Origin of the sequence: Methylobacterium ajmalii, assembly GCF_036448855.1 — a bacterium.
In the GTDB taxonomy this organism is placed as follows: domain Bacteria; phylum Pseudomonadota; class Alphaproteobacteria; order Rhizobiales; family Beijerinckiaceae; genus Methylobacterium; species Methylobacterium ajmalii.
In genome coordinates, this window is record NZ_JAZFXT010000006.1 from 234,638 (window position 1) to 256,955 (window position 22,318).

Sequence of the window (22,318 nt, forward strand, 5' to 3'; positions counted from 1 at the left end):
CGGCCGGACACCCCGCCGGGCGGAAACCCTGACCTTCCGTCAGAGCATCGGCTGGCCACCGGTGACGGGCACGAGCGCGCCGGTCATGTAGCTGCCCTCCCGCGAGGCCAGCAGCACGTAGGCCGGGGCCAGCTCCGCCGGCTGTCCGGCCCGACCGAGGGGCGTGTCGGCGCCGAGCTGCTCCATCTGCTCGGGCTTCTTCACGATCGGCTGGATCGGCGTCCAGACCGGGCCGGGGGCGACGCAATTGACCCGGATGCCCTTCGGGGCGAGCAGGTTCGACAGCCCGACGGTCAGGGTGCTGATCGCCCCCTTGGTGGCGGCGTAGACCAGCATGCTCGCATCCGCGACCTTGGCCTGCTGGCTGGTCGAGTTCACGATCGCCGAACCCGGCCGCATGTGCGGCACCGCTTCCTGCGCCAGGTAGATCATCGCGAACACGTTGGCGCGGAACGAGCCCTCGACGTCGTGGGCGGTGACGTCGTCGAGGCCCTCGTTCACCACCTGCGCGGCGGCGTTGTTGACGAGCACGTCGATGCGGCCGAACTCCGCCACGGTCTTCTGCACGATCGCCCGGCAATGCGCCTCGTCGCGCAGGTCGCCCGGCAGGAGCAGGCAGCGCCGGCCGGCCTTCTCGACCCAGGCCTTGGTGGCCTGCGCGTCCTCCTCCTCGGAGTCGAGGTAGGAGATCGCCAGGTGGGCGCCCTCGCGGGCATACGCGATGGCGACCGCCCGGCCGATGCCGGAATCGCCCCCGGTGACGAGCGCGATCCTGTCGGTCAGCAGGCCCTTGCCGACGTAGCTCTCCTCGCCGTGGTCCGGGGCCGGGTCCATCGGGCCGGTGAGACCGGGGCGCGGCTGCTGCTGCGCGCCCGGGAAGGGCGGCCGGGGATAGGCCGTGCGGGGATCGTCGCTCATCGGGGGCCTTTCAGGAACGCGCCGGCGGTGCGCAGCGAGAGCGCCATGATGGTGAGCGCCGGATTGGCCGCGAGCGAGCTCGGGAAGACCGACCCGTCGCAGATCCAGAGGTTCTCGACCTCGTGGCTGCGCCCCTCGACATCGACCACCGAGGTGTCCGGGTTCCGTCCCATCCGGCAGGTGCCGAGCGTGTGGGCGACGCGCTCCAGGACCCAGATGTCCGTCGCGCCCGCCGCCTCCCAGATCTCGCGCATCACCTTCGTGGCGTGGGCGTTGAGGCGGTCCTCGTTCGAGCCGTAGCCGAAATCGATCCGCGCCTTGCGCATCCCGACCGCGTCGGTCTCGTCCGAGAGCGTCAAGATATTCGCGTCGCACGGCAGGGTCTCGCCGTTGATGCCGATGCCGGCGACGCGGTTGTACCGCTTCAAGTAGTCGGTGAGCGCCGTGCCCCACAGGCCGCGGCCGCGGGCGACGGAGTTGGCCCAGGTCAGCGGCTCGACGCCGAGGCTCTGGACCAGGTAGCCGCCGGCGAAGTCCGCGCCTTCAGGCCGGGTGTAATCCTCGGTGATGAGCGAGGACGGGTAGCCCCGGTTCATGCCGACCTCGTCGGCGAAGGTGCCCCAGACCTGCGTGGCGACGTGGCCGATGTAGTTCCGCCCGACCTGGCCGCTGCCGGTGGCGAGCCCGAGATGGAGCAGGAGGCGGGGCGTCTCGACGGCGCCGGCGCACAGGATCAGGTGGGCGCAACGCTGGCGGTGATCGCGGCCGCCGCTGCGGTAGATCACGGCCGTGATCCGCCCGGCCTTGTCGCGCTCGACCCCGTGCATCCGAGCCTCGGCGCGGATCTCGGCGCCCCGTGCCACCGCCAGCGGCAGGTAGGTCACGTCCATGCTGGCCTTGGCACGGGTGCGGCAGCCCTGGTGGCAGAAGCCGCAATTGATGCAGGCCTTGCGCTCCGGCACCGACGGATCGACGGTGAAGTCGCGCGAGACCACCGCCGCCGGCGCGTCGGTCGCGGTGATGCCGAGGCGGTCGCACGCCGCCGCCATCAGCTGGGCCGGCCCGTTGCGCAGGACCGGCGGCAGCGGGAAGCGACGGGCCTCGTCCCATGGGTAGGGCGTCGGACCCGACGTGCCGATGAAGGCCTCGACCCGGTCGTAGAACGGCACCAGCTCGGCGTGGTCGATCGGCCAGTCGCAGCCCTCGCCGCTCTCGGTGTTGAGGCGGAAATCGCGCGGATCGGCCCGGGGCACGAAGGCGCCCCAGTGCAGGGTCGAGCCGCCGACGCCGGTGCCGCTGTTGTTGCCCCCGAAGGCCTCCGGGGTCGAGCCGCCGCTCAGGCGCTCCTCGGTCCAGTAGATCTCGTCGGCCAGCGTCTCGTCGAAGCCGTACCCGGCCGGATCGAAGTTCGGCCCGGCCTCCAGGGCCACGACCTTGAGGCCGGCGGCCGCCAGCTCGGCCAGCAGCGGCCCGCCGCCCGCCCCGGTGCCGACCACCACGACGTCGACGACCTCGTCGGTGCTGTAGCGCTTCTGCCCCGAGAGGTTCATCGGGCGTCTCCCACGGTGTCGAGGAACGGGGCTTCCCAGGACTCGCGTTCGTGCAGGCCGGTCAGGCGGTAGCCGGGCAGGGCCTCGGCCTCGTCGCCCCCGGCACCGATGCCGGTGAAGCCGATCGCCGCGAGGCCGGCCGGATGGGCGAGGAAGGTGCGCACCGCCTCGCCCCGCAGTTCCTCGAACCAGCAGGTCATCAGGTCGGGTGCGAGCCCGCCGGGGCTCTCGGGCAGGCGCCCGGCCGCAGCAGCCTCGAGGAGACCATCCCGGTCGGTGTCGTCGAGGTCGGCGAAGGCGCGGCCATGGGCGGCGCGGGCGGCGGCATCGAGGCTGCGGAGCGCCCGCTCGTAGGCCTCCGCGTCCGGCGGCAGGGCGGCGAAGCGCCAGCCGTCGCCGGCGCCGGAGGCCAGCCGCGCGTCGATGCGGCGGGCGAGGTCGATCTTCCCCGCACCCGCCTGCGGCAGCACCCGGTCGAGGCAGGCGGCGAGCGTCTCGCGGGCCTCCGCGCTCAAGCAGAACGGGCCGTCAGGCTCGCGCATCCGCTCGCGCAGCGTCGTGCGCAGGCGGGTGTTGACCCGCTCCGAACCGATCAGGGCCGCGAAGGCCGGCGGCAGGGTCGGGGCCTCGGCGGTCTCCGGCGGCGCCGCCAGGAAGTCGCGGATCAGCCCGGCCATCTCGTCCGGCCGCTCGAGCGGCAGCAGGTGACCGGCGCCGAGCGCTACGACGTGGCGGTGGCGGGCGAGGTGGGGCAGGGTCAGGGCGGCCTGCGCCTCCGGCCCGAGGTCGCCGTCCTGTGCCCCGCTCACCACCAGCGCCGGAATGCGAAGGGTGCCGATGCGCTCGCGCCAATCCTCGTTGGCGCCGCCCGCGAGCCAAGCCTTCCAGGCCTGCGGGTTGGCGCGCAGCACGTCCTCGACCGTCCGAGCGTGGTCCTCGGGAGAGAGCGGCGCGCCGACATTCGCCGACACGAAAGCCTCGGCCTCCCGCCGGCGGGTCTCCGGGTCGGCGTCGATCCAGGCGATCATCGCCCGGCGGCGCTCCTCCGCCATCGGCTCAGGGCAAGGCGGCGAGCCGGCGAGCAGGACCAGCCCGGCGAGACCCGCGAGGGCGGGGTCGCCGTCCTCGTGGCGGCGGGCGAGCGCCAGGGCGACCTTCGCCCCCATGCTGTTGCCGGCGACGAGCCAGGGCCCGGACGGGCCCTCGGCGGCGATGCGGGCGGCGACGTGGTCGACCATGGCGGCGACGTCGCCGCCGGGATGGTCGGCCGTGTCGCCGAAGCCCGGCAGGTCGACGGCGACGCAGCGCGCGTGAGGCCCGAGACGCTCGGCGAGGGGGCGCCATTCACGGGCGCTGCCTCCGAGGAAGTGCAGGCAGAAGAGGACGGGTTCGTCAATCATGCCGGCGACATCGCGCGGTGCTGCGCTGCGTCAACGGCGCGCCGCCCGCGGCGCCTTGCAGCACCCCGGGATGCTATGTAGAGTATTGAACGTACGAGTCGGCAGCTACGGCGGATTATCGTCGGCACTCCGGGCGGGGCGTGAAACCGTCAGCCTGCAGCGTCACCATCGGCGTCGATTTGACGCTCGGTTCGAGATACCGAAGCGAGACGCGTCCCGTGCCGTCACGATCGGCCGTGGCCCCGTATACCGGGCAGCCCGCCCGGCGGCACGCGCCGCCGGTCGAGCCATCGGTTCCGACGGACAACGGCGCAAAGCCCCTTGCCCGCCGGTGCGCGGTGGAGATCCGGCGCGGTCGCTTACGCCGCCACCTGCCCGCTGCCCCCGGCCTCGCGGCTCTCGGCCGCCGCCAGGAGCACGCAGACCGCCACCACCTCGGCCGCGGCCTCGACCTCGGCGGGCTTCGGATAGGACGGGGCGAGGCGCAGCAGCTTGTCCTGCGGGTCGCGGCCGTAGGGATGGGTGGCGCCGGCCGGCGTCAGCGCGAGGCCGCAGGCGGCGGCGAGCTTGACCACGCGGGTGGCGCAGCCCTCCGGCACCTCGAGCAGGATGAAGTAGCCGCCCTCCGGCTCGCTCCAGCGCGCGACGCCGGTGCCGCCGAGGTGCCGGGCCAGGGTCTCGGTGACGGCCTTGAACTTCGGCGCCAGCAGGCGGCGGTGGCCGTCCATCAGCGCGTCGAGCCCGCCCTGGTCGCGCAGGAAGCGGACGTGGCGCAGCTGGTTGAGCTTGTCCGGCCCGATGCTGCGCTTGCCGGCATTGGCGAGATACCAGCGGATGTTGCCCTCCGAGGAGGCCAGCATCGCCAGGCCCGCACCGGCCAGCGTCACCTTCGAGGTCGAGGCAAAGACGATCGCCCGGTCCGGGTGGCCCGCTTCCGCGCAGGCGTCGAGGACGTTGCGCAGGGTCGGGCGGCGCTCGGTCAGGTGGTGCAGCGCGTAGGCATTGTCCCAGAACAGCCGGAAGTCCGGCGCGCCGGTCTCCATCCGGGCGAGGCGTTCGACGGTGGCGTCGGAATAGGTCTCTCCGCCCGGGTTCGAGTATTGCGGCACCGCCCACATCCCCTTCACCCGGGGATCGCGGACCTCGCGCTCGACCACGTCCATGTCGGGGCCGTCGGCGGTCATCGGCACCGGGATCATGCCGATGCCGTAGGTCTCGCACAGGGCGAAGTGGCGGTCGTAGCCCGGCACCGGGCAGAGGAAGCGGATCTCCTCCTCCTTGGCCCACGGCCGCGTCCCGCCGGGCACGCCCTTCAGGAGCGCGTAGGCGATGCAATCGTGCATGAGCGCGAGGCTCGAATTGTTGCCGACGGCGATCCGGTCGGGCGACGCGCCGAGCACCGGCGCGAACAGGGCCCGCACCTCGGCCAGCCCCTGCACGCCGCCGTAATTGCGGGCGTCCTCGCCGCTCTCGGTGCGGTGGTCGCGGTTGCCCGGCAGGGTGAACAGGTCGTCGGACAGGTCGAGCTGCTCGGGCGCCGGCTTGCCCCGGGTCATGTCGAGCTTGAGGCCGCGCCCCTGCAGGTCGGCGTAACGGGCCTGGAGGTCGGCAAGCGCAGGAATGGCGGTCATGGTCGGACGTTCGCTGGTAGACGGAGAGGCGCGTCACCTTTGCGCCTCCCGCCCGCGGGAATCCAGCATTTTGCCGACAGGGCTCCCCTGCGGCATGCTCCGGCCGACGAGGCGCGGCCGGAGCGGCCGGGACCCTTCCGCTTTCCGGCGTCTCCTTGCCTGTCCCTGTTTGCCGAGTGCCTCCTTGCCGGGGGCCTACTTGCCGGCCTTCTCCGACAGGATGGCGCCGGTGCGGGGATCGGCCTTGAACTTCATCGGCTTGCCGTCCTTCATCCCCTCGCCCTCCCAGTGGCCGTCATCGGCCTCGATCTCGGAGATCTGGGTGTAGCCGGCGGCCTCGACCTTCTGGATCACCTGGCCGATCGGCATCCAGTCGGCCCCGACCTTGTCGGCGAGGGCTGCCGTGCCGGTGCCGGCGAGGATCAGGGCGGCGACGGCCGGGATGGTCAGCTTGGTCATGGGGTTCACGTCTCCCTTCGCTGGCGGTGGATGCCGCAGGGAGATCGTGCGCCGGCGCGCGAGGTTCCGCCCAAACAAGAAAGGCGGCCCGCGAAGGCCGCCTTGGAAGGTGTCGAGAGGGGGCGGATTACTCCGCCGGGGTCTCGTCGGCGACCTGGACCGGGCCGGAATCCTTGCCGCGGGCGTCGACGTCGCGATCGACGAACTCGATCACCGCCATCGGGGCGTTGTCGCCGTAGCGGAAGCCGGCCTTCATGATGCGGCAGTAGCCGCCCGGACGGCCCTCGTAGCGGGGGCCGAGCACGTCGAACAGCTTCTTGACCATCACCTCGTCGCCGCGCAGAGCCGCGATCGCCTGACGGCGGGCGTGCAGGTCGCCGCGCTTGCCCAGCGTGATCAGCTTCTCGACGACCGGACGCAGGTCCTTGGCCTTCGGCAGGGTGGTGATGATCTGCTCGTGCTTGATTAGCGCGGCCGACATGTTCGAGAACATCGCCTTGCGATGCTCGACGGTGCGGTTGAAGCGACGACCCCGGAAACCGTGACGCATGGCTCTCTCCTTTGGTTCTCGGCCGCCGTGCCACGGGTCGGCCGTCCTTTGTGGTGCGAGGGCGGTGAACCGCCACTCCGGATGCGCCCGTCATGGAGGCGCATCCGGAGTGGCGGCGCGGGACCGCAAGTCCCGCGCCGCGGGCCCGGCTCAGTAGTGCTCTTCGAAGCGCTTGGCGAGATCCTCGATGTTCTCCGGCGGCCAGCCGGGAACGTCCATGCCGAGGTGCAGGCCCATCGCGGCCAGCACTTCCTTGATCTCGTTGAGCGACTTGCGGCCGAAGTTCGGGGTGCGGAGCATCTCCGCCTCGGTCTTCTGGATGAGGTCGCCGATATAGACGATGTTGTCGTTCTTGAGACAGTTGGCCGAGCGGACCGACAGCTCGAGCTCGTCGACCTTCTTGAGCAGCGCCGGATTGAAGGGCAGCTGCGGCGCCAGCGGCGCGGCCTCCTCCTTGCGGGGCTCCTCGAAGTTCACGAAGATCTGGAGCTGGTCCTGAATGATGCGGGCGGCGTAGGCCAGCGCATCCTCGGGCGAGACCGCACCGTTGGTCTCGACCGTCATGGTCAGCTTGTCCTTGTCGAGATCCTGGCCCTCGCGGGTGTTCTCGATGCGGTAGGACACCTTGGTGACCGGCGAGAACAGCGCATCGACCGGGATCAGGCCGATCGGGGCGTCCTCGGGACGGTTGCGGTCGGCCGGGACGTAGCCCTTGCCGGCCGAGACCGTGAACTCCATGCGGATCTCGGCGCCGTCGTCCAGCGTGCAGAGCACCAGATCGGGGTTGAGGATCTGCACGTCGCCGATCGTGGCGATGTCGCCGGCAGTGACGAGGCCCGGACCGGTCTTGCGCAGGGTCATGCGCTTGGGCGTATCGCTCGAGGAGCGGATCGCGATCGTCTTGATGTTGAGGACGATGTCGGTGACGTCCTCGCGCACGCCCGGGATCGAGGAGAACTCGTGCAGCACGCCGTCGATCTGGACGGCGGTGACGGCCGCGCCCTGGAGCGACGACAGGAGGACCCGACGCAGCGAGTTGCCGAGGGTGGTGCCGAAGCCGCGCTCCAGCGGCTCGGCCACCACGGTGGCGATCCGCTTCGGGTCGTGCCCGGGGGTGACCTCGAGCTTGTTCGGCTTGATCAGCTCTTGCCAGTTCTTCTGAATGACCACGTTCGCACCTCTCGCCAACTTACACAGGGGCGGCTCCGAGGAGCCCTCCCCTCGCGATCCCTCCCGCGCCCGGGAAGTCTCGCCGTCCTGACCTCTCACACGTTCGAAGCAGGGGCGGTCAGGACGCCGCGCTCCACTGCTCCGGGACCCAGGCGAAGCCGGCGCCAGCGCGCCGTACGTAGCCGAGGGCCGGAAACTCGAGATGCATCCCGGCGACCAGGCTGCGCTCGGCGGCGACCTGGTCGAGGATGCGCTTGCGGGTGGCGGCCGCCACCTCGCGATCGACGTCGAAGGTCATGCCGACCTCCGGACGGGGGAGCTGGATCGCCGGCAGATGAACCACGTCGCCCCAGATCAGCAGGGAGCGGTCTCCCGACTGGACCCGGTAGGCGGTGTGGCCCGGCGTGTGGCCGGGCGCCAGGATCGCCTCGATCCCCGGCAGCACCTCGCCCTCGCCGGCTCGACGGATCCGGTCGCCATAGGCAGCGACGAGCGCGTGGGCGCGACGGAAGCCCGCCCGGGCACCCTCGGGAGCCCGCGCCTCGGCGCCCTCGGCGAGCCAGTAGGCGGCCTCCGCCTCCGGGATCACCACCTCGGCGTTCGGGAACGCCACGGCGCCGTCCCGCGCGATCAGGCCGCCGATGTGATCGGAATGCAGGTGGGTCACCAGCACCGTGCCGACGTCCTCGGGCGCCACGCCGCAGGCGGCGAGCGCCTCCGGCAGGTGACCCAGGGTCTCGGGGCCACCGGATCCCATCCCGGCATCGACCAGCACGGGCTTGTCCCCGCCGAGGATCAGGAAGGCGTTGACGGTGATCCGCGGCGCGACGGCGTCGCGGAACCCCTCTTCCTGCAGCCGCCCCGCCTCGTCGGCGGGAATGCCCTGCACCAGCCCGAGCGTGGCCACGAGATGGCCGTCGTTCAGGGCGACCACAACGCGATCGCCCAGCGTCCAGGGCAGGACGCCGGGCCGGGCGAAGTCGGCGGTGGGGGCTGTCGACACGCAATCCTCTTCGCGGGCCGTCGGCCGGGGAGCCCGCGAAGGGCTCCCCGGGACGTGGGGACGATCAGACGCGGCGACGCTTGCGCGGACGGCAGCCGTTGTGCGGGATCGGGGTCACGTCGCGGATCGACGTCACCGTGAAGCCCGCGGCCTGCAGCGCGCGCAGCGCCGACTCGCGGCCCGAACCGGGGCCCGAGACCTCGACCTCGAGGGTGCGCATGCCGTGCTCGGCGGCCTTGCGGCCGGCATCCTCGGCCGCGACCTGGGCGGCGTAGGGCGTCGACTTGCGGGAGCCCTTGAAGCCCATGGCGCCGGCGGACGACCACGAGATCGTGTTGCCCTGGGCGTCCGTGATGGTGATCATCGTGTTGTTGAACGAGGCGTTCACGTGGGCGACGCCCGACACGATGTTCTTGCGTTCGCGACGGCGGACGCGGGTTGCTTCCTTGGCCATACTGTCTTTCGATCCTTCAGGCGCGCCCGTGGTGCCAGGCGCTCGGGACGTGTCTTGCGGGTGTCGTGAGCGGCGCTGACGCGCCGCCGGTGTCGGGCAGGCCCCGGGCCCGAGGCCCAGGACCCGCCGATCCTACGCTGATCGCGGCTTACTTCTTCTTGCCGGCGATCGGCTTCGCCTTGCCCTTGCGGGTGCGGGCGTTGGTGTGGGTGCGCTGGCCGCGGACCGGCAGGTTGCGGCGGTGACGCAGGCCGCGGTAGCAGCCGAGATCCATCAGGCGCTTGATGTTCATCGAGACTTCGCGACGCAGGTCGCCCTCGACGACGTAGTCGCGGTCGATGGTCTCGCGGATCTGCAGCACCTCGGCGTCGGTGAGCTGGTTCACGCGGCGCTCGGCCGGGATGCCGACCTTCTCGGTGATCTCCTCGGCCTTCTTGGCGCCGATACCGTGGATGTACTGGAGCGCGATGACGACGCGCTTGTTGGTCGGGATGTTGACGCCGGCAATACGGGCCATGGTGTCCTGCTCTCCATCGCGTCCGCGGCCGCGGCCGGGACGATGCTTCTGGGTGTCGCGCGCGTCCGGTGGAGCCCGGCCCCTGCGCGCCGTCCCGACGGCAAATCGGCCCGGAGCGGCCTCCAGAGAGGCACGCCGGGCCGTCCGGGTCTGAACGAAGGAGCGCCCACTAGCGCGGGCGCGCCGGCTTGTCAACCGCGAGCCGCCCTCAGGCGGAGACGGCCTGGAACGGGGCCAGCATCGTCTCCAGCTGCTTCGTCACCTCGTCGATCGGCGCCATGCCGTCGACCTGCTGCAGGAGGCCGGTGCCGGCGTAATGCGCCGAGAGCGGCGCCGTCTGGGCCCGGTAGGCCTCGAGTCGGGTCTTGAACACCTCCGGCGTATCGTCCTTGCGCACCGGCTCGCCGCGGGCAGCGGTCTCGGCGGCGCGCTTGGCGATGCGACCGACCAGGGCGTCCTCGTCGACCTTGAACTCGACCACCGCGTCGAGGCGCAGGCCTTTCTGCGACAGCATCGTCTCGAGGGCGACCGCCTGGGCGACCGTGCGCGGGAAACCGTCGAGGATGAAGCCCTGGCGGGCATCCGCCTCCTCGATCCGGTCGGCGACGATGCCGATCACGATCTCGTCGGAGACGAGGGCCCCGCTCTCCATCAGGGCCTTGGCCTTGAGGCCGACCGGGGTGCCGGCCGCGACGGCGGCGCGCAGCATGTCGCCGGTCGAGAGCTGCGGGATTCCGAACCGCTCGACGATGCGCGCCGATTGGGTGCCCTTCCCGGCGCCTGGCGGGCCGAGCAGAATGATCCGCATAACCTGTCTCTCCCCTTCGCCGCGTTCTGCCTGGGATCCTTCGTCCTCGGCGCGGCCTGTCTGCTCGTTGTAGCCCGGGATCGGTTGCACCCGAAATCCGACCATGCGCTAAGGCGCCGACCCCCGTCGGCGCATGCCCGGAGGGCGCAAGGGCTGCGACCATGCGCCAGAGCCGGGCTCCGGCGCAAGGGCGGTCTCGCGAGGGCGGCTCCCCCGCCCGGGACGGGCTCCGGGCAGGGGGCGCCCCGCGGGCTCAGCGCCGGCGGGCGCCGCGCAGCTTGGCCTTCTTGACCAGGCCCTCGTACTGGTGGGCCAGCAGGTGGCCGTGGACCTGCGCCACCGTATCCATGGTCACCGAGACCACGATCAGCAGCGAGGTGCCGCCGAAGTAGAACGGCAGCGAGGCGTAGGAGACCAGGATCTCCGGGATCAGGCAGATCACCGTCAGGTAGGCCGCGCCGATCACCGTGATGCGCGACAGGACCTTGTCGATGAACTCGGCGGTGCGCTCGCCCGGCCGGATGCCCGGGATGAAGCCGCCATGCTTCTTCAGGTTGTCGGCCGTCTCCTGCGGGTTGAACACCACCGCGGTGTAGAAGAAGGCGAAGAAGATGATCAGCGCCGCGTAGAGCAGCATGTAGAGCGGCCGGCCGTGGCCGAGATAGGTCGCCAGGGTGGCGATGATCCCGGTGCCGTTCGGATCGGTCTGGAAGCTCGCGGCGGTGGCGGGCAGCAGCAGCAGCGAGGAGGCGAAGATCGGCGGGATGACGCCCGAGGTGTTGAGCTTGAGCGGCAGGAACGAGGTCTGGCCCTCGTACATCCGGTTACCGACCTGGCGCTTAGGGTAGTTGATCAGGAGACGGCGCTGGGCGCGCTCCATGAACACGATGAAGTAGACGACGGCCGCCGCCATCACCACCACGCCGAGGATCACCACGGTCGAGAGCGCGCCCTGGCGACCGAGCTCGAGGGTGCCGGCGATGGCCGAGGGCAGGTGGGCGACGATGCCGGCGAAGATGATGAGCGAGGAGCCGTTGCCGATGCCGCGCGACGTGATCTGCTCGCCGATCCACATCAGGAACAGCGTGCCGCCGGTCAGCGTGATGACGGTCGAGACGAGGAAGAACGGCCCGGGATCCTGCACGATGCCGCCGGAGCTCTGCAGGCCGACCGCGATGCCCCAGGCCTGGAAGATCGCCAGCACCACCGTGAGGTAGCGGGTGTACTGGTTGAGGACCTTGCGACCGGACTCGCCCTCCTTCTTCAGCCCCTCGAGCGACGGCACCACCGAGGTGAGCAGCTGCACGATGATCGAGGCCGAGATGTAAGGCATGATGTTGAGCGCGAAGATCGCCATGCGCTCGACGGCACCGCCGGAGAACATGTTGAACAGGCCGAGCACGCCGCCCTGCGCGTTGGCGAAGCTCTGGCGCAAAGCGTCGGGATCGATGCCGGGCAGCGGGATGTAGGTCCCGAGCCGGTAGACGATCAGGGCGCCAAGCGTGAACCAGATCCGCTTCTTGAGCTCTTCGGCCTTGGCGATGGCGCCGAAGTTGAGGTTGGCGGCGAGCTGCTCGGCTGCAGAGGCCATGGGTTAAGCGTCCTCGGGGTCGGGTCCGCGACGAGCGCGGTCTGGGATGCACGAGCATCCCCCAAAACACGTGCGGCGGCCTCGCGCTGGAAGCACGGGCCGCCGCCGATGATCGGTGACTTAAAGTGTGCCTTAGGCCGACGCAACCGCGTCGTCGGCAGCGGCGAGCGACTGGGTCACCGAGCCGCCGGCCTTCTCGATCGCCTCGACCGCCGACTTCGACGCACGGGAAACCTGGAAGGTCAGCTTCGCGGTAAGCTCGCCGACGCCGAGGATCTTCACGCCGTCGCGGGCCTTGGAGACCACGCCGGCGGCGATGAGCGCCTCGACGGTCACGGGAGCCGACGCGTCCAGCTTGCCGGCATCCACCGCCTGCTGGATGCGCCCGACGTTGACCGCGTTGAGGTCGGTCGCGCCCGGGTTGTTGAAGCCGCGCTTGGGCAGGCGACGGTGGAGCGGCATCTGGCCGCCCTCGAAGCCCTTGATGGCGACGCCGGAGCGCGCCTTCTGGCCCTTCACGCCGCGGCCGCCGGTCTTGCCCTTGCCGGAGCCGATACCACGGCCGACGCGCATCCGGTTCTTGGTTGCGCCTTCGTTGTCACGGATTTCGTTGAGCTTCATGATGCCCTCCTCAAGCCGCGTCGTCGAGAACGCGCACGAGGTGATGCACCTTCGCGATCATGCCGCGCACCGAGGGGGTGTCCTCCAGCGTCGCGATGCGGTGCATCTTGTTCAGCTTCAGGCCGATCAGCGTCTGACGCTGGCTGGCCTCGCGGCGGATCGGCGAGCCGATCTGCTGCACGCGGACGGTCTTCTTGTCTGCCATCGGAGCGCCTCCTTACGCCGCGTCGGCAGAATCGGCCGAGGCGGCCGAGTCGGCGTCACGACGGCGGGCCTGGAGGGCCGACACCTTGAGACCGCGGCGGGCCGCGACCGAACGGGGGGAATCCTCGTTCTTCAGCGCATCGAAGGTGGCGCGCACGAGGTTGTAGGGGTTCGAGGAGCCGAGCGACTTCGCCACGACGTCCTGCATCCCTAAGGTCTCGAAGACGGCGCGCATCGGGCCGCCGGCGATGATGCCGGTACCGGCCGGGGCGGCGCGCAGAATGACCTTGCCGGCGCCGTGACGGCCCTGGACGTCGTGGTGCAGGGTGCGGCCCTCGCGGAGCGCCACGCGGACGAGACCGCGCTTGGCGGCTTCCGTCGCCTTGCGGATGGCCTCGGGAACCTCACGGGCCTTGCCGTGACCGAAGCCGACGCGGCCCTTCTGGTCACCGACGACGACGAGCGCCGCGAACCCGAAGCGACGGCCGCCCTTCACCACCTTGGCGACGCGGTTGATGTGGACGAGCTTGTCCACGAACTCGCTGTCGCGCTCCTCGCGGTCGTCGCGGCGACGACCCTCACGCTCACGTGCCATGTGTCATGTCCATTCGACTGACGCGGGCGGCGGTCCCGCTCGCAAAGTTTCGATCCGCCGTAACGAGAGAGGGAGCCTCGTCGGCCCCCTCGTCTCATGGGACATCGTGCCGAACCCGGACGGGGCGGCGCTCGACGAGCGCCCTCCCCACTTGCGGGATCAGAAGTCCAGGCCGCCCTCGCGGGCCGCGTCGGCCAGGGCCTTGACCCGGCCGTGATAGAGGTAGCCCGAGCGGTCGAAGATGACCTGGCTCACGCCGGCCGCCTTGGCCCGCTCCGCCACCAGCTTGCCGACCTCGGTCGCGGCGGCCTTGTCGGCGCCGGTCTTGAGACGGCCGCGCAGGTCCTTCTCCAGGCTAGAGGCGGCGGCCAGCGTGCGGCCGGTCGCGTCGTCGATGACCTGGACGTAGATCTGCTTGGAGGAGCGGAACACCGAGAGCCGCGGACGACCGTTGGCCGCCTTGCGGATCGCCCGCCGGACGCGCGCGCGGCGCCGGTCGAGCAGTTCAATTTTGCGAGACATCGGCGGTCCTTACTTCTTCTTGCCTTCCTTGCGGAAGATGAACTCGCCGGCGTACTTGACGCCCTTGCCCTTGTAGGGCTCGGGGCCGCGATAATCGCGGATCTCCGCCGCGACCTGACCGACGCGCTGCTTGTCGATCCCGGTGACGATGATCTCGACCGGCCGGGGAGTGGCGATCGTGATCCCTTCCGGGATCGCGTACTCGATGTCGTGGCTGTACCCGAGCGACAGCTTCAGGACCTTGCCGGCGACCGCGGCACGGTAGCCGACGCCGTTGATCTCGAGCTTCTTCTCGTAGCCCTTGGTGACGCCCTCGACCAGGTTGGAAACCTGGGCGCGGGAGAGACCCCACATCGCGCGGGCCTCCTTGGACTGCGACCGGGGCTGGACCGAGATCGCGCCGTTCTCGTGCGCGACCGACACCTGGTCGGGCACCCGGAACTGCAGCTCGCCCTTCTGGCCCTTGATCTTGACGTTCTGGCCGTCGACGGTGGCGGTCACGCCGGCCGGGACGGTCACGGGCTTCTTGCCTACGCGGGACATGCTCGTCTTTCCTTTTCGGCTGTCAGGGTCTGCAGGTCAGAAGACCTTGCAGAGCACCTCGCCGCCGACGTTGCGCTCGCGCGCCTCGTGGTCGGCCATGACGCCCTGAGGGGTGGAGACGATGGTGATGCCCAGGCCGTCGGCGACGCGCGGCAGGGTATCGACCGACGAGTAGACCCGGCGGCCCGGCTTGGAGACGCGCTCGATCGAGCGGATCACCGGCTGGCCGTCGAAGTACTTGAGCTCGATCGCGAACTCGGTGCGCCCGTTGCCGTAATCGGTCGTGGCGTAGTCGCGGATGTAGCCCTCGGACTTGAGGACGTCGAGGACGCGCGCCCGCAGCTTGGAGCCGGGGGTCTGCACGACGTTGCGACGACGCATCTGGCCGTTGCGGATGCGGGTGAGCATATCGCCCACGGGATCGTTGATCATCTGTGGCGCCCTCCCCTTACCAGCTGGACTTGACCAGGCCGGGGATCAGACCCCGGGAACCCAGGTCGCGGAGCGCGACGCGGGAGATGCCGAGCTTACGGTAGTAAGCGCGGGGACGGCCGGTCATCTCGCACCGGTTGCGGATGCGGGTCGCGCTGGAGTTGCGGGGCAGCTCCGCCAGCTTGAGGCGCGCCTCGAAACGCTCCTCCATCGACAGCGACTCGTCGTTGGCGGTCGCCAGAAGCGCCTCGCGCTTCGGCGCGTAGAGCTTCACCAGCTCCCGCCGCTGCTTGTTCTTCTCGATCTTGCTCGTCTTAGCCATATCTAGCTCTCCAGTGTCCGCGTATGGGGGCGGTCGGCCCTCACTGCCGGAACGGGAAGTTGAAGTGCTTCAGGAGCGCCCGGGCCTCGGCATCGGTCTTGGCGGTGGTCGCCACGACGATGTCCATGCCCCAGGTGTTCTGGGCCTTGTCGTAGTTGATCTCGGGGAACACCAGGTGCTCCTTGATCCCGAGGGCGTAGTTGCCGCGCCCGTCGAACGACTTCGGGTTCAGGCCGCGGAAGTCACGCACGCGCGGCAGCGCGATGGTGATCAGGCGATCCATGAACTCGTACATCCGCTGCTTGCGCAGCGTGACCTTGCAGCCGATCGGCATGTTCTCGCGGACCTTAAAGGTCGCGATCGCCTTGCGGGCCCGGGTGATGACCGGCTTCTGGCCGACGATCAGGCCGAGATCCTCGGCGGCGACGGTCGCCTTCTTGGAGTCCTGGGTCGACTCACCGACGCCCATGTTGACGACGATCTTCTCGATCGTCGGCACCTGCATCGGATTCGTGTAGCCGAACTCCTCGATCAGCTTGGGACGCACCACTTCCTCGTAGTGCTTCTTGAGCCGCGGGGTGTACCCGTCCTTGAGCGCCTCAGCCATCGATCAGATCTCCCGAGCGCTTCGCGAAGCGAACCTTGCGCCCGTCTTCCAGAATGCGAAAACCAACCCGGGTGGGCTTGCCGTCCTTGGGGTCGGCGACCGCCAGGTTCGACAGGTGGATCGCCGCCTCCTTGGAGATGATCCCGCCCTCGGAGGTCTGGGTCTGGCGCGTGTGGCGCTTCACCAGGTTGATCCCCCGGACGAGCGCCCGGTCTTCCTTCGGCATCACCTGGATGACCTCGCCGGTGCGACCCTTGTCGCGGCCGGTCAGGACGACGACCTTGTCGCCCTTCTTCACCTTCGCAGCCATTACAGCACCTCCGGCGCCAGCGAGATGATCTTCATGTGGTTGCGAGCACGCAGCTCGCGCGGCACCGGTCCGAAGATACGGGTGCCGATCGGCTCCTTCTGGTTGTTGATCAGCACCGCCGCGTTGCGGTCGAAGCGGATCACCGAACCGTCGGCCCGACGGACGTCCTTGGCGGTGCGAACGACGACCGCCTTCATGACGTCGCCCTTCTTCACGCGGCCCCGCGGAATAGCCTCCTTCACCGACACCACGATGATGTCGCCGACGCCGGCATACTTGCGCTTGGAACCGCCGAGCACCTTGATGCACATCACGCGACGTGCGCCGGAATTGTCGGCGACGTCCAGATTCGTCTGCATCTGGATCACGGCCTAACGCCCTTTCCTTGTTTCAGGCAGGTCTCCGTCGGGCACGATTGCCCGGCGGACGGCAGCCTGATGGGGATCTCGCGTCCCCGTCCATTAAAAGACCGCGCTGCAGCGCGATTGCTCGCGCTGGCGCGGTCAACGAACGCGATGAGGGGCGCGTCACACGCCCTTCATGTTTCGGTGGAGGCCGGCCGTCTACAACGGATCGGCCGTCCTGGCAAGGCCCGGGACCGCCGGTGACGGCTCCCGGGTCCGAGCGGAGGCATCGGGAGCCCGAAGGCGTCCGACTTACGCCTCGACGGTCGCGGCGGCCTCGCCCTCGACCAGCTTCCAGGTCTTGAGCTTGGAGTAGGGCCGCGACTCCTCGATGAACACCGTCTGGCCGACCTTGGCGACGTTGTTCTCGTCGTGGGCGTGGTAGTTCTTCGACCGGCGGATGGTCTTCTTCATCACCGGGTGGGTGAAGCGACGCTCCACCTTCACGACGACGGTCTTGTCCTGCTTGTCGCTGACGACGACGCCCTGCAGCACGCGCTTCGGCATGGTGGTAACTCCCTTAGCCCTGCGCGGCCTGCAGCGTCTTCTGGCGCTGCAGAGTGCGGACGCGGGCGATGTCGCGGCGCACTTCGCGCACCCGGGCGACGTTCTCGAGCTGACCCGTGGCCCGCTGGAAGCGCAGGTTAAACTGCTCCTTCTTCAGGTTCAGGAGCTCCTCGCCGAGCTGATCCGGCGACAGCGCGCTCAGGTCAGACAGCCTCTGGCTCGACTTCATCTCGAATATTCTCCTCAGTCGGCGATGCGCTGGATGAAGCGCGTGCGGACCGGCAGCTTGGCGGCACCCAGGCGCAGCGCCTCGCGGGCGATGTCCTCGGCCACGCCGTCGATCTCGAACATGATGCGGCCCGGATGCACGCGGGCGGCCCAGTACTCGGGCGCACCCTTACCGGAGCCCATGCGGACCTCGGTCGGCTTCGCGGTCACGGGGACGTCGGGGAAGATCCGGATCCAGACCCGGCCCTGACGCTTCATCTCGCGGGTGATCGCGCGGCGGGCCGCCTCGATCTGACGCGCGGTGATCCGCTCCGGCTCCATGGCCTTGAGGCCGTAGGAGCCGAAGTTCAGATCGGTTCCGCCCTTCGCGGCGCCGTGGATGCGGCCCTTGAACTGCTTGCGGAACTTCGTCTTCTTGGGTTGCAGCATGGCAGCCTCTCAAAACTGAAGGGCGGGAGACGGGCGGCCCTTAGGCCGCCGCGTCCCGTCCGCCGCGCTCGCCGCGCTCACGGTCGCGACGTCCGCCCGAACGGCCGCCCTCCTCGTGCGCGCGCTTGTCCTGGGCCATCGGGTCGTGCTCGAGGATCTCGCCCTTGAACACCCACACCTTGATGCCGCAGGTGCCGTAGGTCGTGAACGCCGTGGCCGTGCCGTAATCGACGTCGGCGCGCAGGGTGTGCAGGGGCACGCGGCCCTCGCGATACCACTCGAGCCGGGCGATCTCGGCGCCGCCGAGGCGGCCGGCGCAGTTGATCCGGATGCCCTCGGCGCCCAGACGCATCGCCGACTGCACGGCGCGCTTCATGGCACGACGGAAGGCGACGCGGCGCTCGAGCTGCTGCGCGATCGAATCGGCCACCAGGGTGGCGTCGATCTCGGGCTTGCGCACCTCGACGATGTTGATCGTCACGTCGGCCTTGGTCATCGAGTTGACCAGCTTGCGCAGCTTCTCGATGTCCGCACCCTTCTTGCCGATCACCACGCCCGGACGGCCCGAGTGGATGGTGACGCGGCACTTCTTGTGCGGGCGCTCGATGACGATCTTGGAGACCGCGGCCTGCTTGAGCTGCTTGAGCAGCGCTTTGCGGATCGCGACGTCCTCGTGCATCAGGCGGGCGTACTCGCCCTTGTTGGCGTACCAGCGCGAGTCCCAGGTCCGGTTGATGCCGAGCCGAAGACCGATCGGATTGACTTTCTGTCCCATCGATTCCTCCTCAGGCAACTTCGGCCGGAACTTCGCGCACCACGATGGTGAGGTTCGCGAACGGCTTCAGGATGCGGGCGCCACGGCCGCGGGCGCGGGCGTGGAAGCGCTTGAGAACCAGCGCCTTGCCGACATAGGCCTCCTTCACGACGAGATCGTCCACGTCCAGGTCGTGGTTGTTCTCGGCGTTGGCGATGGCGCTCTCGAGGCACTTGCGGACGTCGACCGCGATCCGCTTGCGCGAGAACTGCAGGTCGGCGAGCGCGTGCGAGACCTTCTTGCCGCGGATGAGCTGAGCCACGAGGTTCAGCTTCTGCGGGCTGACGCGCAGCATGCGCGCCACGGCCTTGGCCTCGTTCTCGGGGAGCGCGCGGGGTGCTGCTGCCTTGCCCATCTTAGCGCCTCTTCGCCTTCTTGTCGGCCGCGTGACCGTGGAAGGTGCGGGTCGGCGAGAACTCGCCGAACTTGTGACCGACCATTTCCTCGGAAACGTAGACCGGGATGTGCTTCTGCCCGTTGTAGACCCCGAAGGTCAGGCCAACGAAATGCGGAAGGATCGTGGAGCGACGGCTCCAGATCTTGATCACCTCGTTGCGGCTCGCGCCGCGCGCGGCGTCCGCCTTCTTGAGGAGGTAGCCGTCGATGAACGGCCCCTTCCAGATTGAACGTGCCATGGGACGACGCCCCTACTTCTTGCGGTTGTGGCGGCTCGACACGATGAACGTGTCGGTGCGCTTGTTCGAGCGGGTCTTCTTGCCCTTGGTGGGGACACCCCACGGCGTGACCGGATGACGACCGCCCGACGTACGACCCTCGCCGCCGCCGTGCGGGTGGTCGACCGGGTTCATCGCGACGCCGCGGTTGTGCGGACGCTTGCCGAGCCAGCGGTTCCGACCGGCCTTGCCGAGCGAGATGTTCATGTGGTCGGGGTTCGAGACCGCGCCCACCGTGGCGTAGCACTGGCCGTGCACCAGGCGCTGCTCGCCCGAGTTCAGGCGCAGCGTGACGTAGCCCTGGTCGCGGCCGACGATCTGGGCGTAGTTGCCCGCGGACCGGGCGATCGCCCCGCCCTTGCCGATCTTCAGCTCGACGTTGTGCACGATCGTGCCGACCGGCATGCTGCCGAGCGGCATGGCGTTGCCGGGCTTGATGTCGACCTGGTCGCCCGAGACGACCTTGTCGCCGGCCTTCACGCGCTGCGGAGCCAGGATGTAGCTCTGCGCGCCGCCCTCGTAGCTGACGAGGGCGATGAATGCCGTGCGGTTGGGATCGTACTCGATCCGCTCGACGGTCCCGACCTTGCCGGCGTGCTCACGCCGCTTGAAGTCGATGAGGCGCAGCGTCCGCTTGTGGCCACCGCCGCGGAAGCGGACGGTGATGCGGCCGAGGTTGTTGCGGCCGCCGGTGGACGACTTGCCCACCGTCAGCGCCTTGACCGGCTTGCCCTTGTAGAGCTCCGAACGGTCCACGATCACGAGCTGGCGAAGGCTCGGCGTGACCGGCTTGAATGTCTTCAAAGCCATTGGCTTGTTTCCTTACGCCGTTCCCTCAGAGCCCGGTCGTGACGTCGATCGTCTGGCCCTCTTCGAGGGTGACGATCGCCTTCTTCACGTCCGAACGCTGACCGCGCTGACCGCGGAACATCTTGGCCTTGCCCTTGGTGACGAGCGTGTTGACGCTCTTCACCTTGACCTCGAACAGCTTCTCGACCGCTTCCTTGATCTGCGGCTTCGTGGCCTTCGGGGCCACCCGGAACACAACCTTGTTGAGCTCCGAGAGGTTCGTCGCCTTCTCGGTGATGACCGGGGAGACGATCACGTCGTAGTGGCGCGGATCAGCGCTCATTTGAATCGCGCCTCCAGCGCATCGACGGCGGCGCGGGTCAGCACGAGCTTCTCGCGGCGCAGGATGTCGTAGACGTTGATGCCCTGCACCGGCAGGACGTCGATCTGCGGCAGGTTGCGGGCCGCACGGGCGAAGTTCTGGTCGAGCTCGGCGCCACCGATGATCAGGGCGTTCGAGAGAGCCAGCTTGCCGAAGCGCTCCTTGAGCGCCTTGGTCTTGCCCTCATCGAGGCGGGCGTCGTCCATGACGATCAGCTCGGCGCTCTTGACCTTGGCCGAGAGCGCGTGGCGCAGCGCCAGCGCCCGGACCTTCTTGGGCAGGTCGTGGGCGTGCGAGCGGGTGACCGGGCCGTGGGCCCGGGCGCCGCCGCGGAACTGCGGAGCGGAGGCCGCGCCGTGACGGGCGTTGCCGGTGCCCTTCTGCTTGTAGAGCTTCTTCGTCGTACGGGCGATCTCGCCGCGCTGCTTGGTCTGGTGGGTACCAGCCTGGCGCTTGGCGAGCTGCCAGCGGACGCAGCGCTGCAGCAGGTCGGCGCGGGGCTCGAGGCCGAAGATGGCCTCGTCGAGCTCGACCGAGCCGGCCTCGGCGCCGTCGAGCGTGGTGATCTCGAACTTCATCACGCGTTCTCCTCGGTGGCCGGAGCCGCGGGAGCCTCGACCTGGCTGTCCGCCGGAGCAGAGGTCTGCTCGCGGAACTTGCCCGGCATCGGCACGTCGGCCGGCAGCTTGCGCTTCACGGCGTCACGGACGAAGATCCAGCCGCCGTCGACGCCCGGGACCGAGCCCTCGACCAGGATCAGGCCGCGCTCGACATCGGTGCGCACGACGCGCAGGTTCTGGGTCGTGACCCGCTCGACACCGAGATGACCCGGCATCTTCTTGTTCTTGAAGGTCTTGCCCGGATCCTGACGGCCACCGGTCGAACCGATCGAGCGGTGCGAGATCGACACGCCGTGGGTGGCGCGCAGACCGCCGAAGTTCCAGCGCTTCATGCCGCCAGCGAAGCCCTTACCGGTGGTCGTGCCCGTCACGTCGACGAACTGACCCTCGAGGAAGTGGTCCGCGGTGATCTCGGCGCCGACCGGGATGATCGCATCCTCGGTGACGCGGAACTCGGCCAGCTTGCGCTTCGGCTCGACCTTCGCGACGGCGAAGTGGCCGCGCTGGGCCTTGGACACGTTCTTGACCTTGGCCTTGCCCACGCCCACCTGGAGCGCGACGTAGCCGTTCTTCTCGACCGTGCGGTGGGCCACCACCTGGCACTGATCGACCTTGAGCACCGTGACCGGAACATGCTCGCCGGCGTCCGTGAAGACGCGGGTCATGCCGACCTTCTGTGCAATGACTCCTGAGCGCATGGTTCTCCCCCGCGCAGCCTAGTGAAGCTCCAAGCGATCCCGCGGGATCGCCTAGAGCTTGATCTCCACGTCGACGCCAGCGGCGAGGTCGAGCTTCATCAGCGCGTCCACGGTCTGGGGCGTCGGATCGACGATGTCGAGCACGCGCTTGTGGGTGCGCATCTCGAACTGCTCACGCGACTTCTTGTCGATGTGGGGCGAGCGGTTGACGGTGAAGCGCTCGATCCGGGTCGGCAGCGGGATGGGCCCGCGGACCTGGGCGCCGGTCCGCTTCGCCGTCGAGACGATCTCGCGGGTCGACGAATCCAGGATGCGATGATCGAACGCCTTCAGGCGAATACGGATGTTCTGGCCGTTCATGTGATGTCTACCTCGCGACGGGATGGGGCGGGCACGAGGCCCGCCCCGTCACCTGTCCGCTCGTGGAAGCGCCTGGACGCTTACTCGGTGATGGAGGCGACGACGCCGGCGCCGACGGTGCGGCCGCCCTCGCGGATGGCGAAGCGGAGCTTCTCCTCCATGGCGATCGGCACGATCAGCGTGACGTCCATGGTCACGTTGTCGCC

34 protein-coding genes are annotated in these 22,318 nt (G+C 69.4%); all 34 read right to left on the bottom strand.

Annotated features, from left to right (window positions below; translation table 11 throughout):
* Positions 1-39: 39 nt before the first annotated feature.
* Complete coding sequence (locus V3T34_RS02740; protein WP_305078997.1) at positions 40-918, bottom strand: SDR family oxidoreductase; 879 nt, start codon at positions 916-918, stop codon at positions 40-42.
* On the bottom strand, positions 915-2,468 hold the full coding sequence (locus V3T34_RS02745; RefSeq protein ID WP_305078996.1) for a GMC family oxidoreductase: 1,554 nt from the start codon (positions 2,466-2,468) through the stop codon (positions 915-917). The genes V3T34_RS02740 and V3T34_RS02745 overlap by 4 nt, the downstream gene beginning before the upstream one ends.
* Positions 2,465-3,868 (bottom strand): alpha/beta hydrolase, encoded by a 1,404-nt coding sequence (locus tag V3T34_RS02750; RefSeq protein WP_305078995.1) that lies wholly within the window; start codon positions 3,866-3,868, stop codon positions 2,465-2,467. The genes V3T34_RS02745 and V3T34_RS02750 overlap by 4 nt, the downstream gene beginning before the upstream one ends.
* A gap of 359 nt (positions 3,869-4,227) precedes the next feature.
* Positions 4,228-5,499 carry an aminotransferase class I/II-fold pyridoxal phosphate-dependent enzyme gene (locus V3T34_RS02755; protein WP_305078994.1) on the bottom strand — a complete coding sequence of 424 codons (1,272 nt, stop codon included), beginning with the start codon at positions 5,497-5,499 and terminating at the stop codon, positions 4,228-4,230.
* A gap of 195 nt (positions 5,500-5,694) precedes the next feature.
* Positions 5,695-5,958 (bottom strand): PepSY domain-containing protein, encoded by a 264-nt coding sequence (locus tag V3T34_RS02760; protein WP_060849019.1) that lies wholly within the window; start codon positions 5,956-5,958, stop codon positions 5,695-5,697.
* A gap of 127 nt (positions 5,959-6,085) precedes the next feature.
* The gene (rplQ, locus tag V3T34_RS02765) at positions 6,086-6,508 is read right to left on the bottom strand and encodes a 50S ribosomal protein L17 (RefSeq protein ID WP_048425837.1); all 423 of its coding nucleotides are present in this window, start codon (positions 6,506-6,508) and stop codon (positions 6,086-6,088) included.
* Between the two features lie 150 nt (positions 6,509-6,658).
* Positions 6,659-7,696, bottom strand: a complete 1,038-nt coding sequence (locus tag V3T34_RS02770) for a DNA-directed RNA polymerase subunit alpha (RefSeq protein ID WP_210344715.1) — start codon at positions 7,694-7,696, stop codon at positions 6,659-6,661.
* 100 nt (positions 7,697-7,796) lie between these two features.
* Positions 7,797-8,681: an MBL fold metallo-hydrolase gene (locus V3T34_RS02775; RefSeq protein ID WP_305078993.1), complete on the bottom strand. Its 885-nt coding sequence runs from the start codon at positions 8,679-8,681 to the stop codon at positions 7,797-7,799.
* A 64-nt stretch (positions 8,682-8,745) separates the two neighbouring features.
* Complete coding sequence (gene rpsK, locus V3T34_RS02780) at positions 8,746-9,135, bottom strand: 30S ribosomal protein S11 (RefSeq protein ID WP_015928609.1); 390 nt, start codon at positions 9,133-9,135, stop codon at positions 8,746-8,748.
* Between the two features lie 148 nt (positions 9,136-9,283).
* Positions 9,284-9,652 (bottom strand): 30S ribosomal protein S13, encoded by a 369-nt coding sequence (gene rpsM, locus V3T34_RS02785; protein ID WP_048425835.1) that lies wholly within the window; start codon positions 9,650-9,652, stop codon positions 9,284-9,286.
* Positions 9,653-9,860: 208 nt separating this feature from the next.
* Entirely contained in the window at positions 9,861-10,460 is a 600-nt protein-coding gene (locus V3T34_RS02790; RefSeq protein ID WP_060849020.1) for an adenylate kinase, read from the bottom strand.
* A gap of 253 nt (positions 10,461-10,713) precedes the next feature.
* Entirely contained in the window at positions 10,714-12,051 is a 1,338-nt protein-coding gene (secY, locus tag V3T34_RS02795) for a preprotein translocase subunit SecY (protein WP_058617275.1), read from the bottom strand.
* 132 nt (positions 12,052-12,183) lie between these two features.
* Positions 12,184-12,672, bottom strand: coding sequence for a 50S ribosomal protein L15 (rplO, locus tag V3T34_RS02800; protein ID WP_060849021.1), 489 nt, complete (start codon positions 12,670-12,672; stop codon positions 12,184-12,186).
* Positions 12,673-12,682: 10 nt separating this feature from the next.
* Positions 12,683-12,877 carry a 50S ribosomal protein L30 gene (rpmD, locus tag V3T34_RS02805; RefSeq protein WP_060849022.1) on the bottom strand — a complete coding sequence of 65 codons (195 nt, stop codon included), beginning with the start codon at positions 12,875-12,877 and terminating at the stop codon, positions 12,683-12,685.
* Positions 12,878-12,889: 12 nt separating this feature from the next.
* On the bottom strand, positions 12,890-13,471 hold the full coding sequence (gene rpsE / locus V3T34_RS02810; RefSeq protein ID WP_048425830.1) for a 30S ribosomal protein S5: 582 nt from the start codon (positions 13,469-13,471) through the stop codon (positions 12,890-12,892).
* A gap of 159 nt (positions 13,472-13,630) precedes the next feature.
* Complete coding sequence (rplR, locus tag V3T34_RS02815; RefSeq protein WP_048425829.1) at positions 13,631-13,993, bottom strand: 50S ribosomal protein L18; 363 nt, start codon at positions 13,991-13,993, stop codon at positions 13,631-13,633.
* Positions 13,994-14,002: 9 nt separating this feature from the next.
* Entirely contained in the window at positions 14,003-14,536 is a 534-nt protein-coding gene (gene rplF, locus V3T34_RS02820) for a 50S ribosomal protein L6 (RefSeq protein WP_048431922.1), read from the bottom strand.
* 36 nt (positions 14,537-14,572) lie between these two features.
* Positions 14,573-14,968: a 30S ribosomal protein S8 gene (rpsH, locus tag V3T34_RS02825; RefSeq protein ID WP_048425827.1), complete on the bottom strand. Its 396-nt coding sequence runs from the start codon at positions 14,966-14,968 to the stop codon at positions 14,573-14,575.
* A gap of 16 nt (positions 14,969-14,984) precedes the next feature.
* Positions 14,985-15,290 carry a 30S ribosomal protein S14 gene (gene rpsN / locus V3T34_RS02830; RefSeq protein ID WP_060849023.1) on the bottom strand — a complete coding sequence of 102 codons (306 nt, stop codon included), beginning with the start codon at positions 15,288-15,290 and terminating at the stop codon, positions 14,985-14,987.
* Positions 15,291-15,330: 40 nt separating this feature from the next.
* Positions 15,331-15,897: a 50S ribosomal protein L5 gene (gene rplE / locus V3T34_RS02835; protein WP_048425825.1), complete on the bottom strand. Its 567-nt coding sequence runs from the start codon at positions 15,895-15,897 to the stop codon at positions 15,331-15,333.
* Positions 15,890-16,207 (bottom strand): 50S ribosomal protein L24, encoded by a 318-nt coding sequence (gene rplX / locus V3T34_RS02840; RefSeq protein ID WP_048425824.1) that lies wholly within the window; start codon positions 16,205-16,207, stop codon positions 15,890-15,892. Before rplX ends, rplE begins: the two co-directional genes overlap by 8 nt.
* Positions 16,207-16,575, bottom strand: coding sequence for a 50S ribosomal protein L14 (gene rplN, locus V3T34_RS02845; RefSeq protein WP_048425823.1), 369 nt, complete (start codon positions 16,573-16,575; stop codon positions 16,207-16,209). The genes rplX and rplN overlap by 1 nt, the downstream gene beginning before the upstream one ends.
* Positions 16,576-16,863: 288 nt before the next feature.
* Entirely contained in the window at positions 16,864-17,118 is a 255-nt protein-coding gene (rpsQ, locus tag V3T34_RS02850; protein WP_060849024.1) for a 30S ribosomal protein S17, read from the bottom strand.
* 13 nt (positions 17,119-17,131) lie between these two features.
* On the bottom strand, positions 17,132-17,347 hold the full coding sequence (gene rpmC / locus V3T34_RS02855; protein ID WP_048425821.1) for a 50S ribosomal protein L29: 216 nt from the start codon (positions 17,345-17,347) through the stop codon (positions 17,132-17,134).
* Between the two features lie 14 nt (positions 17,348-17,361).
* Entirely contained in the window at positions 17,362-17,775 is a 414-nt protein-coding gene (gene rplP / locus V3T34_RS02860) for a 50S ribosomal protein L16 (RefSeq protein ID WP_048425820.1), read from the bottom strand.
* Between the two features lie 40 nt (positions 17,776-17,815).
* Entirely contained in the window at positions 17,816-18,550 is a 735-nt protein-coding gene (gene rpsC, locus V3T34_RS02865) for a 30S ribosomal protein S3 (protein ID WP_048425819.1), read from the bottom strand.
* Positions 18,551-18,560: 10 nt separating this feature from the next.
* Positions 18,561-18,944 carry a 50S ribosomal protein L22 gene (rplV, locus tag V3T34_RS02870; protein WP_048425818.1) on the bottom strand — a complete coding sequence of 128 codons (384 nt, stop codon included), beginning with the start codon at positions 18,942-18,944 and terminating at the stop codon, positions 18,561-18,563.
* A 1-nt stretch (position 18,945) separates the two neighbouring features.
* Positions 18,946-19,224, bottom strand: a complete 279-nt coding sequence (rpsS, locus tag V3T34_RS02875) for a 30S ribosomal protein S19 (protein WP_048425817.1) — start codon at positions 19,222-19,224, stop codon at positions 18,946-18,948.
* Between the two features lie 12 nt (positions 19,225-19,236).
* Positions 19,237-20,073 (bottom strand): 50S ribosomal protein L2, encoded by an 837-nt coding sequence (gene rplB, locus V3T34_RS02880; protein WP_060849025.1) that lies wholly within the window; start codon positions 20,071-20,073, stop codon positions 19,237-19,239.
* A gap of 25 nt (positions 20,074-20,098) precedes the next feature.
* A complete protein-coding gene (locus V3T34_RS02885) occupies positions 20,099-20,395 on the bottom strand; it encodes a 50S ribosomal protein L23 (protein WP_048425815.1) in 297 nt (98 codons plus the stop codon).
* On the bottom strand, positions 20,392-21,012 hold the full coding sequence (rplD, locus tag V3T34_RS02890; RefSeq protein ID WP_060849026.1) for a 50S ribosomal protein L4: 621 nt from the start codon (positions 21,010-21,012) through the stop codon (positions 20,392-20,394). Before rplD ends, V3T34_RS02885 begins: the two co-directional genes overlap by 4 nt.
* A complete protein-coding gene (rplC, locus tag V3T34_RS02895) occupies positions 21,012-21,752 on the bottom strand; it encodes a 50S ribosomal protein L3 (protein ID WP_060849027.1) in 741 nt (246 codons plus the stop codon). Before rplC ends, rplD begins: the two co-directional genes overlap by 1 nt.
* 51 nt (positions 21,753-21,803) lie before the next feature.
* Positions 21,804-22,112 (bottom strand): 30S ribosomal protein S10, encoded by a 309-nt coding sequence (rpsJ, locus tag V3T34_RS02900; RefSeq protein WP_012330343.1) that lies wholly within the window; start codon positions 22,110-22,112, stop codon positions 21,804-21,806.
* Between the two features lie 80 nt (positions 22,113-22,192).
* A partial coding sequence (locus tag V3T34_RS02905) for an EF-Tu C-terminal domain-related protein (protein WP_462677503.1) occupies positions 22,193-22,318 on the bottom strand: 126 nt, incomplete at its 5' end.

Excerpts from the sequence above, each read along its gene's own strand:
- V3T34_RS02740 (WP_305078997.1), bottom strand. The coding sequence starts at position 918 with ATGAGCGACGATCCCCGCACGGCCTATCCCCGGCCGCCCTTCCCGGGC.
- V3T34_RS02745 (WP_305078996.1), bottom strand. The coding sequence starts at position 2,468 with ATGAACCTCTCGGGGCAGAAGCGCTACAGCACCGACGAGGTCGTCGAC.
- V3T34_RS02750 (WP_305078995.1), bottom strand. The coding sequence starts at position 3,868 with ATGATTGACGAACCCGTCCTCTTCTGCCTGCACTTCCTCGGAGGCAGC.
- V3T34_RS02755 (WP_305078994.1), bottom strand. The coding sequence starts at position 5,499 with ATGACCGCCATTCCTGCGCTTGCCGACCTCCAGGCCCGTTACGCCGAC.
- V3T34_RS02760 (WP_060849019.1), bottom strand. The coding sequence starts at position 5,958 with ATGACCAAGCTGACCATCCCGGCCGTCGCCGCCCTGATCCTCGCCGGC.
- rplQ (WP_048425837.1), bottom strand. The coding sequence starts at position 6,508 with ATGCGTCACGGTTTCCGGGGTCGTCGCTTCAACCGCACCGTCGAGCAT.
- rpsK (WP_015928609.1), bottom strand. The coding sequence starts at position 9,135 with ATGGCCAAGGAAGCAACCCGCGTCCGCCGTCGCGAACGCAAGAACATC.
- rpsM (WP_048425835.1), bottom strand. The coding sequence starts at position 9,652 with ATGGCCCGTATTGCCGGCGTCAACATCCCGACCAACAAGCGCGTCGTC.
- V3T34_RS02790 (WP_060849020.1), bottom strand. The coding sequence starts at position 10,460 with ATGCGGATCATTCTGCTCGGCCCGCCAGGCGCCGGGAAGGGCACCCAA.
- secY (WP_058617275.1), bottom strand. The coding sequence starts at position 12,051 with ATGGCCTCTGCAGCCGAGCAGCTCGCCGCCAACCTCAACTTCGGCGCC.
- rplO (WP_060849021.1), bottom strand. The coding sequence starts at position 12,672 with ATGAAGCTCAACGAAATCCGTGACAACGAAGGCGCAACCAAGAACCGG.
- rpmD (WP_060849022.1), bottom strand. The coding sequence starts at position 12,877 with ATGGCAGACAAGAAGACCGTCCGCGTGCAGCAGATCGGCTCGCCGATC.
- rpsE (WP_048425830.1), bottom strand. The coding sequence starts at position 13,471 with ATGGCACGTGAGCGTGAGGGTCGTCGCCGCGACGACCGCGAGGAGCGC.
- rplR (WP_048425829.1), bottom strand. The coding sequence starts at position 13,993 with ATGTCTCGCAAAATTGAACTGCTCGACCGGCGCCGCGCGCGCGTCCGG.
- rplF (WP_048431922.1), bottom strand. The coding sequence starts at position 14,536 with ATGTCCCGCGTAGGCAAGAAGCCCGTGACCGTCCCGGCCGGCGTGACC.
- rpsH (WP_048425827.1), bottom strand. The coding sequence starts at position 14,968 with ATGATCAACGATCCCGTGGGCGATATGCTCACCCGCATCCGCAACGGC.
- rpsN (WP_060849023.1), bottom strand. The coding sequence starts at position 15,290 with ATGGCTAAGACGAGCAAGATCGAGAAGAACAAGCAGCGGCGGGAGCTG.
- rplE (WP_048425825.1), bottom strand. The coding sequence starts at position 15,897 with ATGGCTGAGGCGCTCAAGGACGGGTACACCCCGCGGCTCAAGAAGCAC.
- rplX (WP_048425824.1), bottom strand. The coding sequence starts at position 16,207 with ATGGCTGCGAAGGTGAAGAAGGGCGACAAGGTCGTCGTCCTGACCGGC.
- rpsQ (WP_060849024.1), bottom strand. The coding sequence starts at position 17,118 with ATGCCGAAGCGCGTGCTGCAGGGCGTCGTCGTCAGCGACAAGCAGGAC.
- rpmC (WP_048425821.1), bottom strand. The coding sequence starts at position 17,347 with ATGAAGTCGAGCCAGAGGCTGTCTGACCTGAGCGCGCTGTCGCCGGAT.
- rplP (WP_048425820.1), bottom strand. The coding sequence starts at position 17,775 with ATGCTGCAACCCAAGAAGACGAAGTTCCGCAAGCAGTTCAAGGGCCGC.
- rpsC (WP_048425819.1), bottom strand. The coding sequence starts at position 18,550 with ATGGGACAGAAAGTCAATCCGATCGGTCTTCGGCTCGGCATCAACCGG.
- rplV (WP_048425818.1), bottom strand. The coding sequence starts at position 18,944 with ATGGGCAAGGCAGCAGCACCCCGCGCGCTCCCCGAGAACGAGGCCAAG.
- rpsS (WP_048425817.1), bottom strand. The coding sequence starts at position 19,224 with ATGGCACGTTCAATCTGGAAGGGGCCGTTCATCGACGGCTACCTCCTC.
- rplB (WP_060849025.1), bottom strand. The coding sequence starts at position 20,073 with ATGGCTTTGAAGACATTCAAGCCGGTCACGCCGAGCCTTCGCCAGCTC.
- V3T34_RS02885 (WP_048425815.1), bottom strand. The coding sequence starts at position 20,395 with ATGAGCGCTGATCCGCGCCACTACGACGTGATCGTCTCCCCGGTCATC.
- rplD (WP_060849026.1), bottom strand. The coding sequence starts at position 21,012 with ATGAAGTTCGAGATCACCACGCTCGACGGCGCCGAGGCCGGCTCGGTC.
- rplC (WP_060849027.1), bottom strand. The coding sequence starts at position 21,752 with ATGCGCTCAGGAGTCATTGCACAGAAGGTCGGCATGACCCGCGTCTTC.
- rpsJ (WP_012330343.1), bottom strand. The coding sequence starts at position 22,112 with ATGAACGGCCAGAACATCCGTATTCGCCTGAAGGCGTTCGATCATCGC.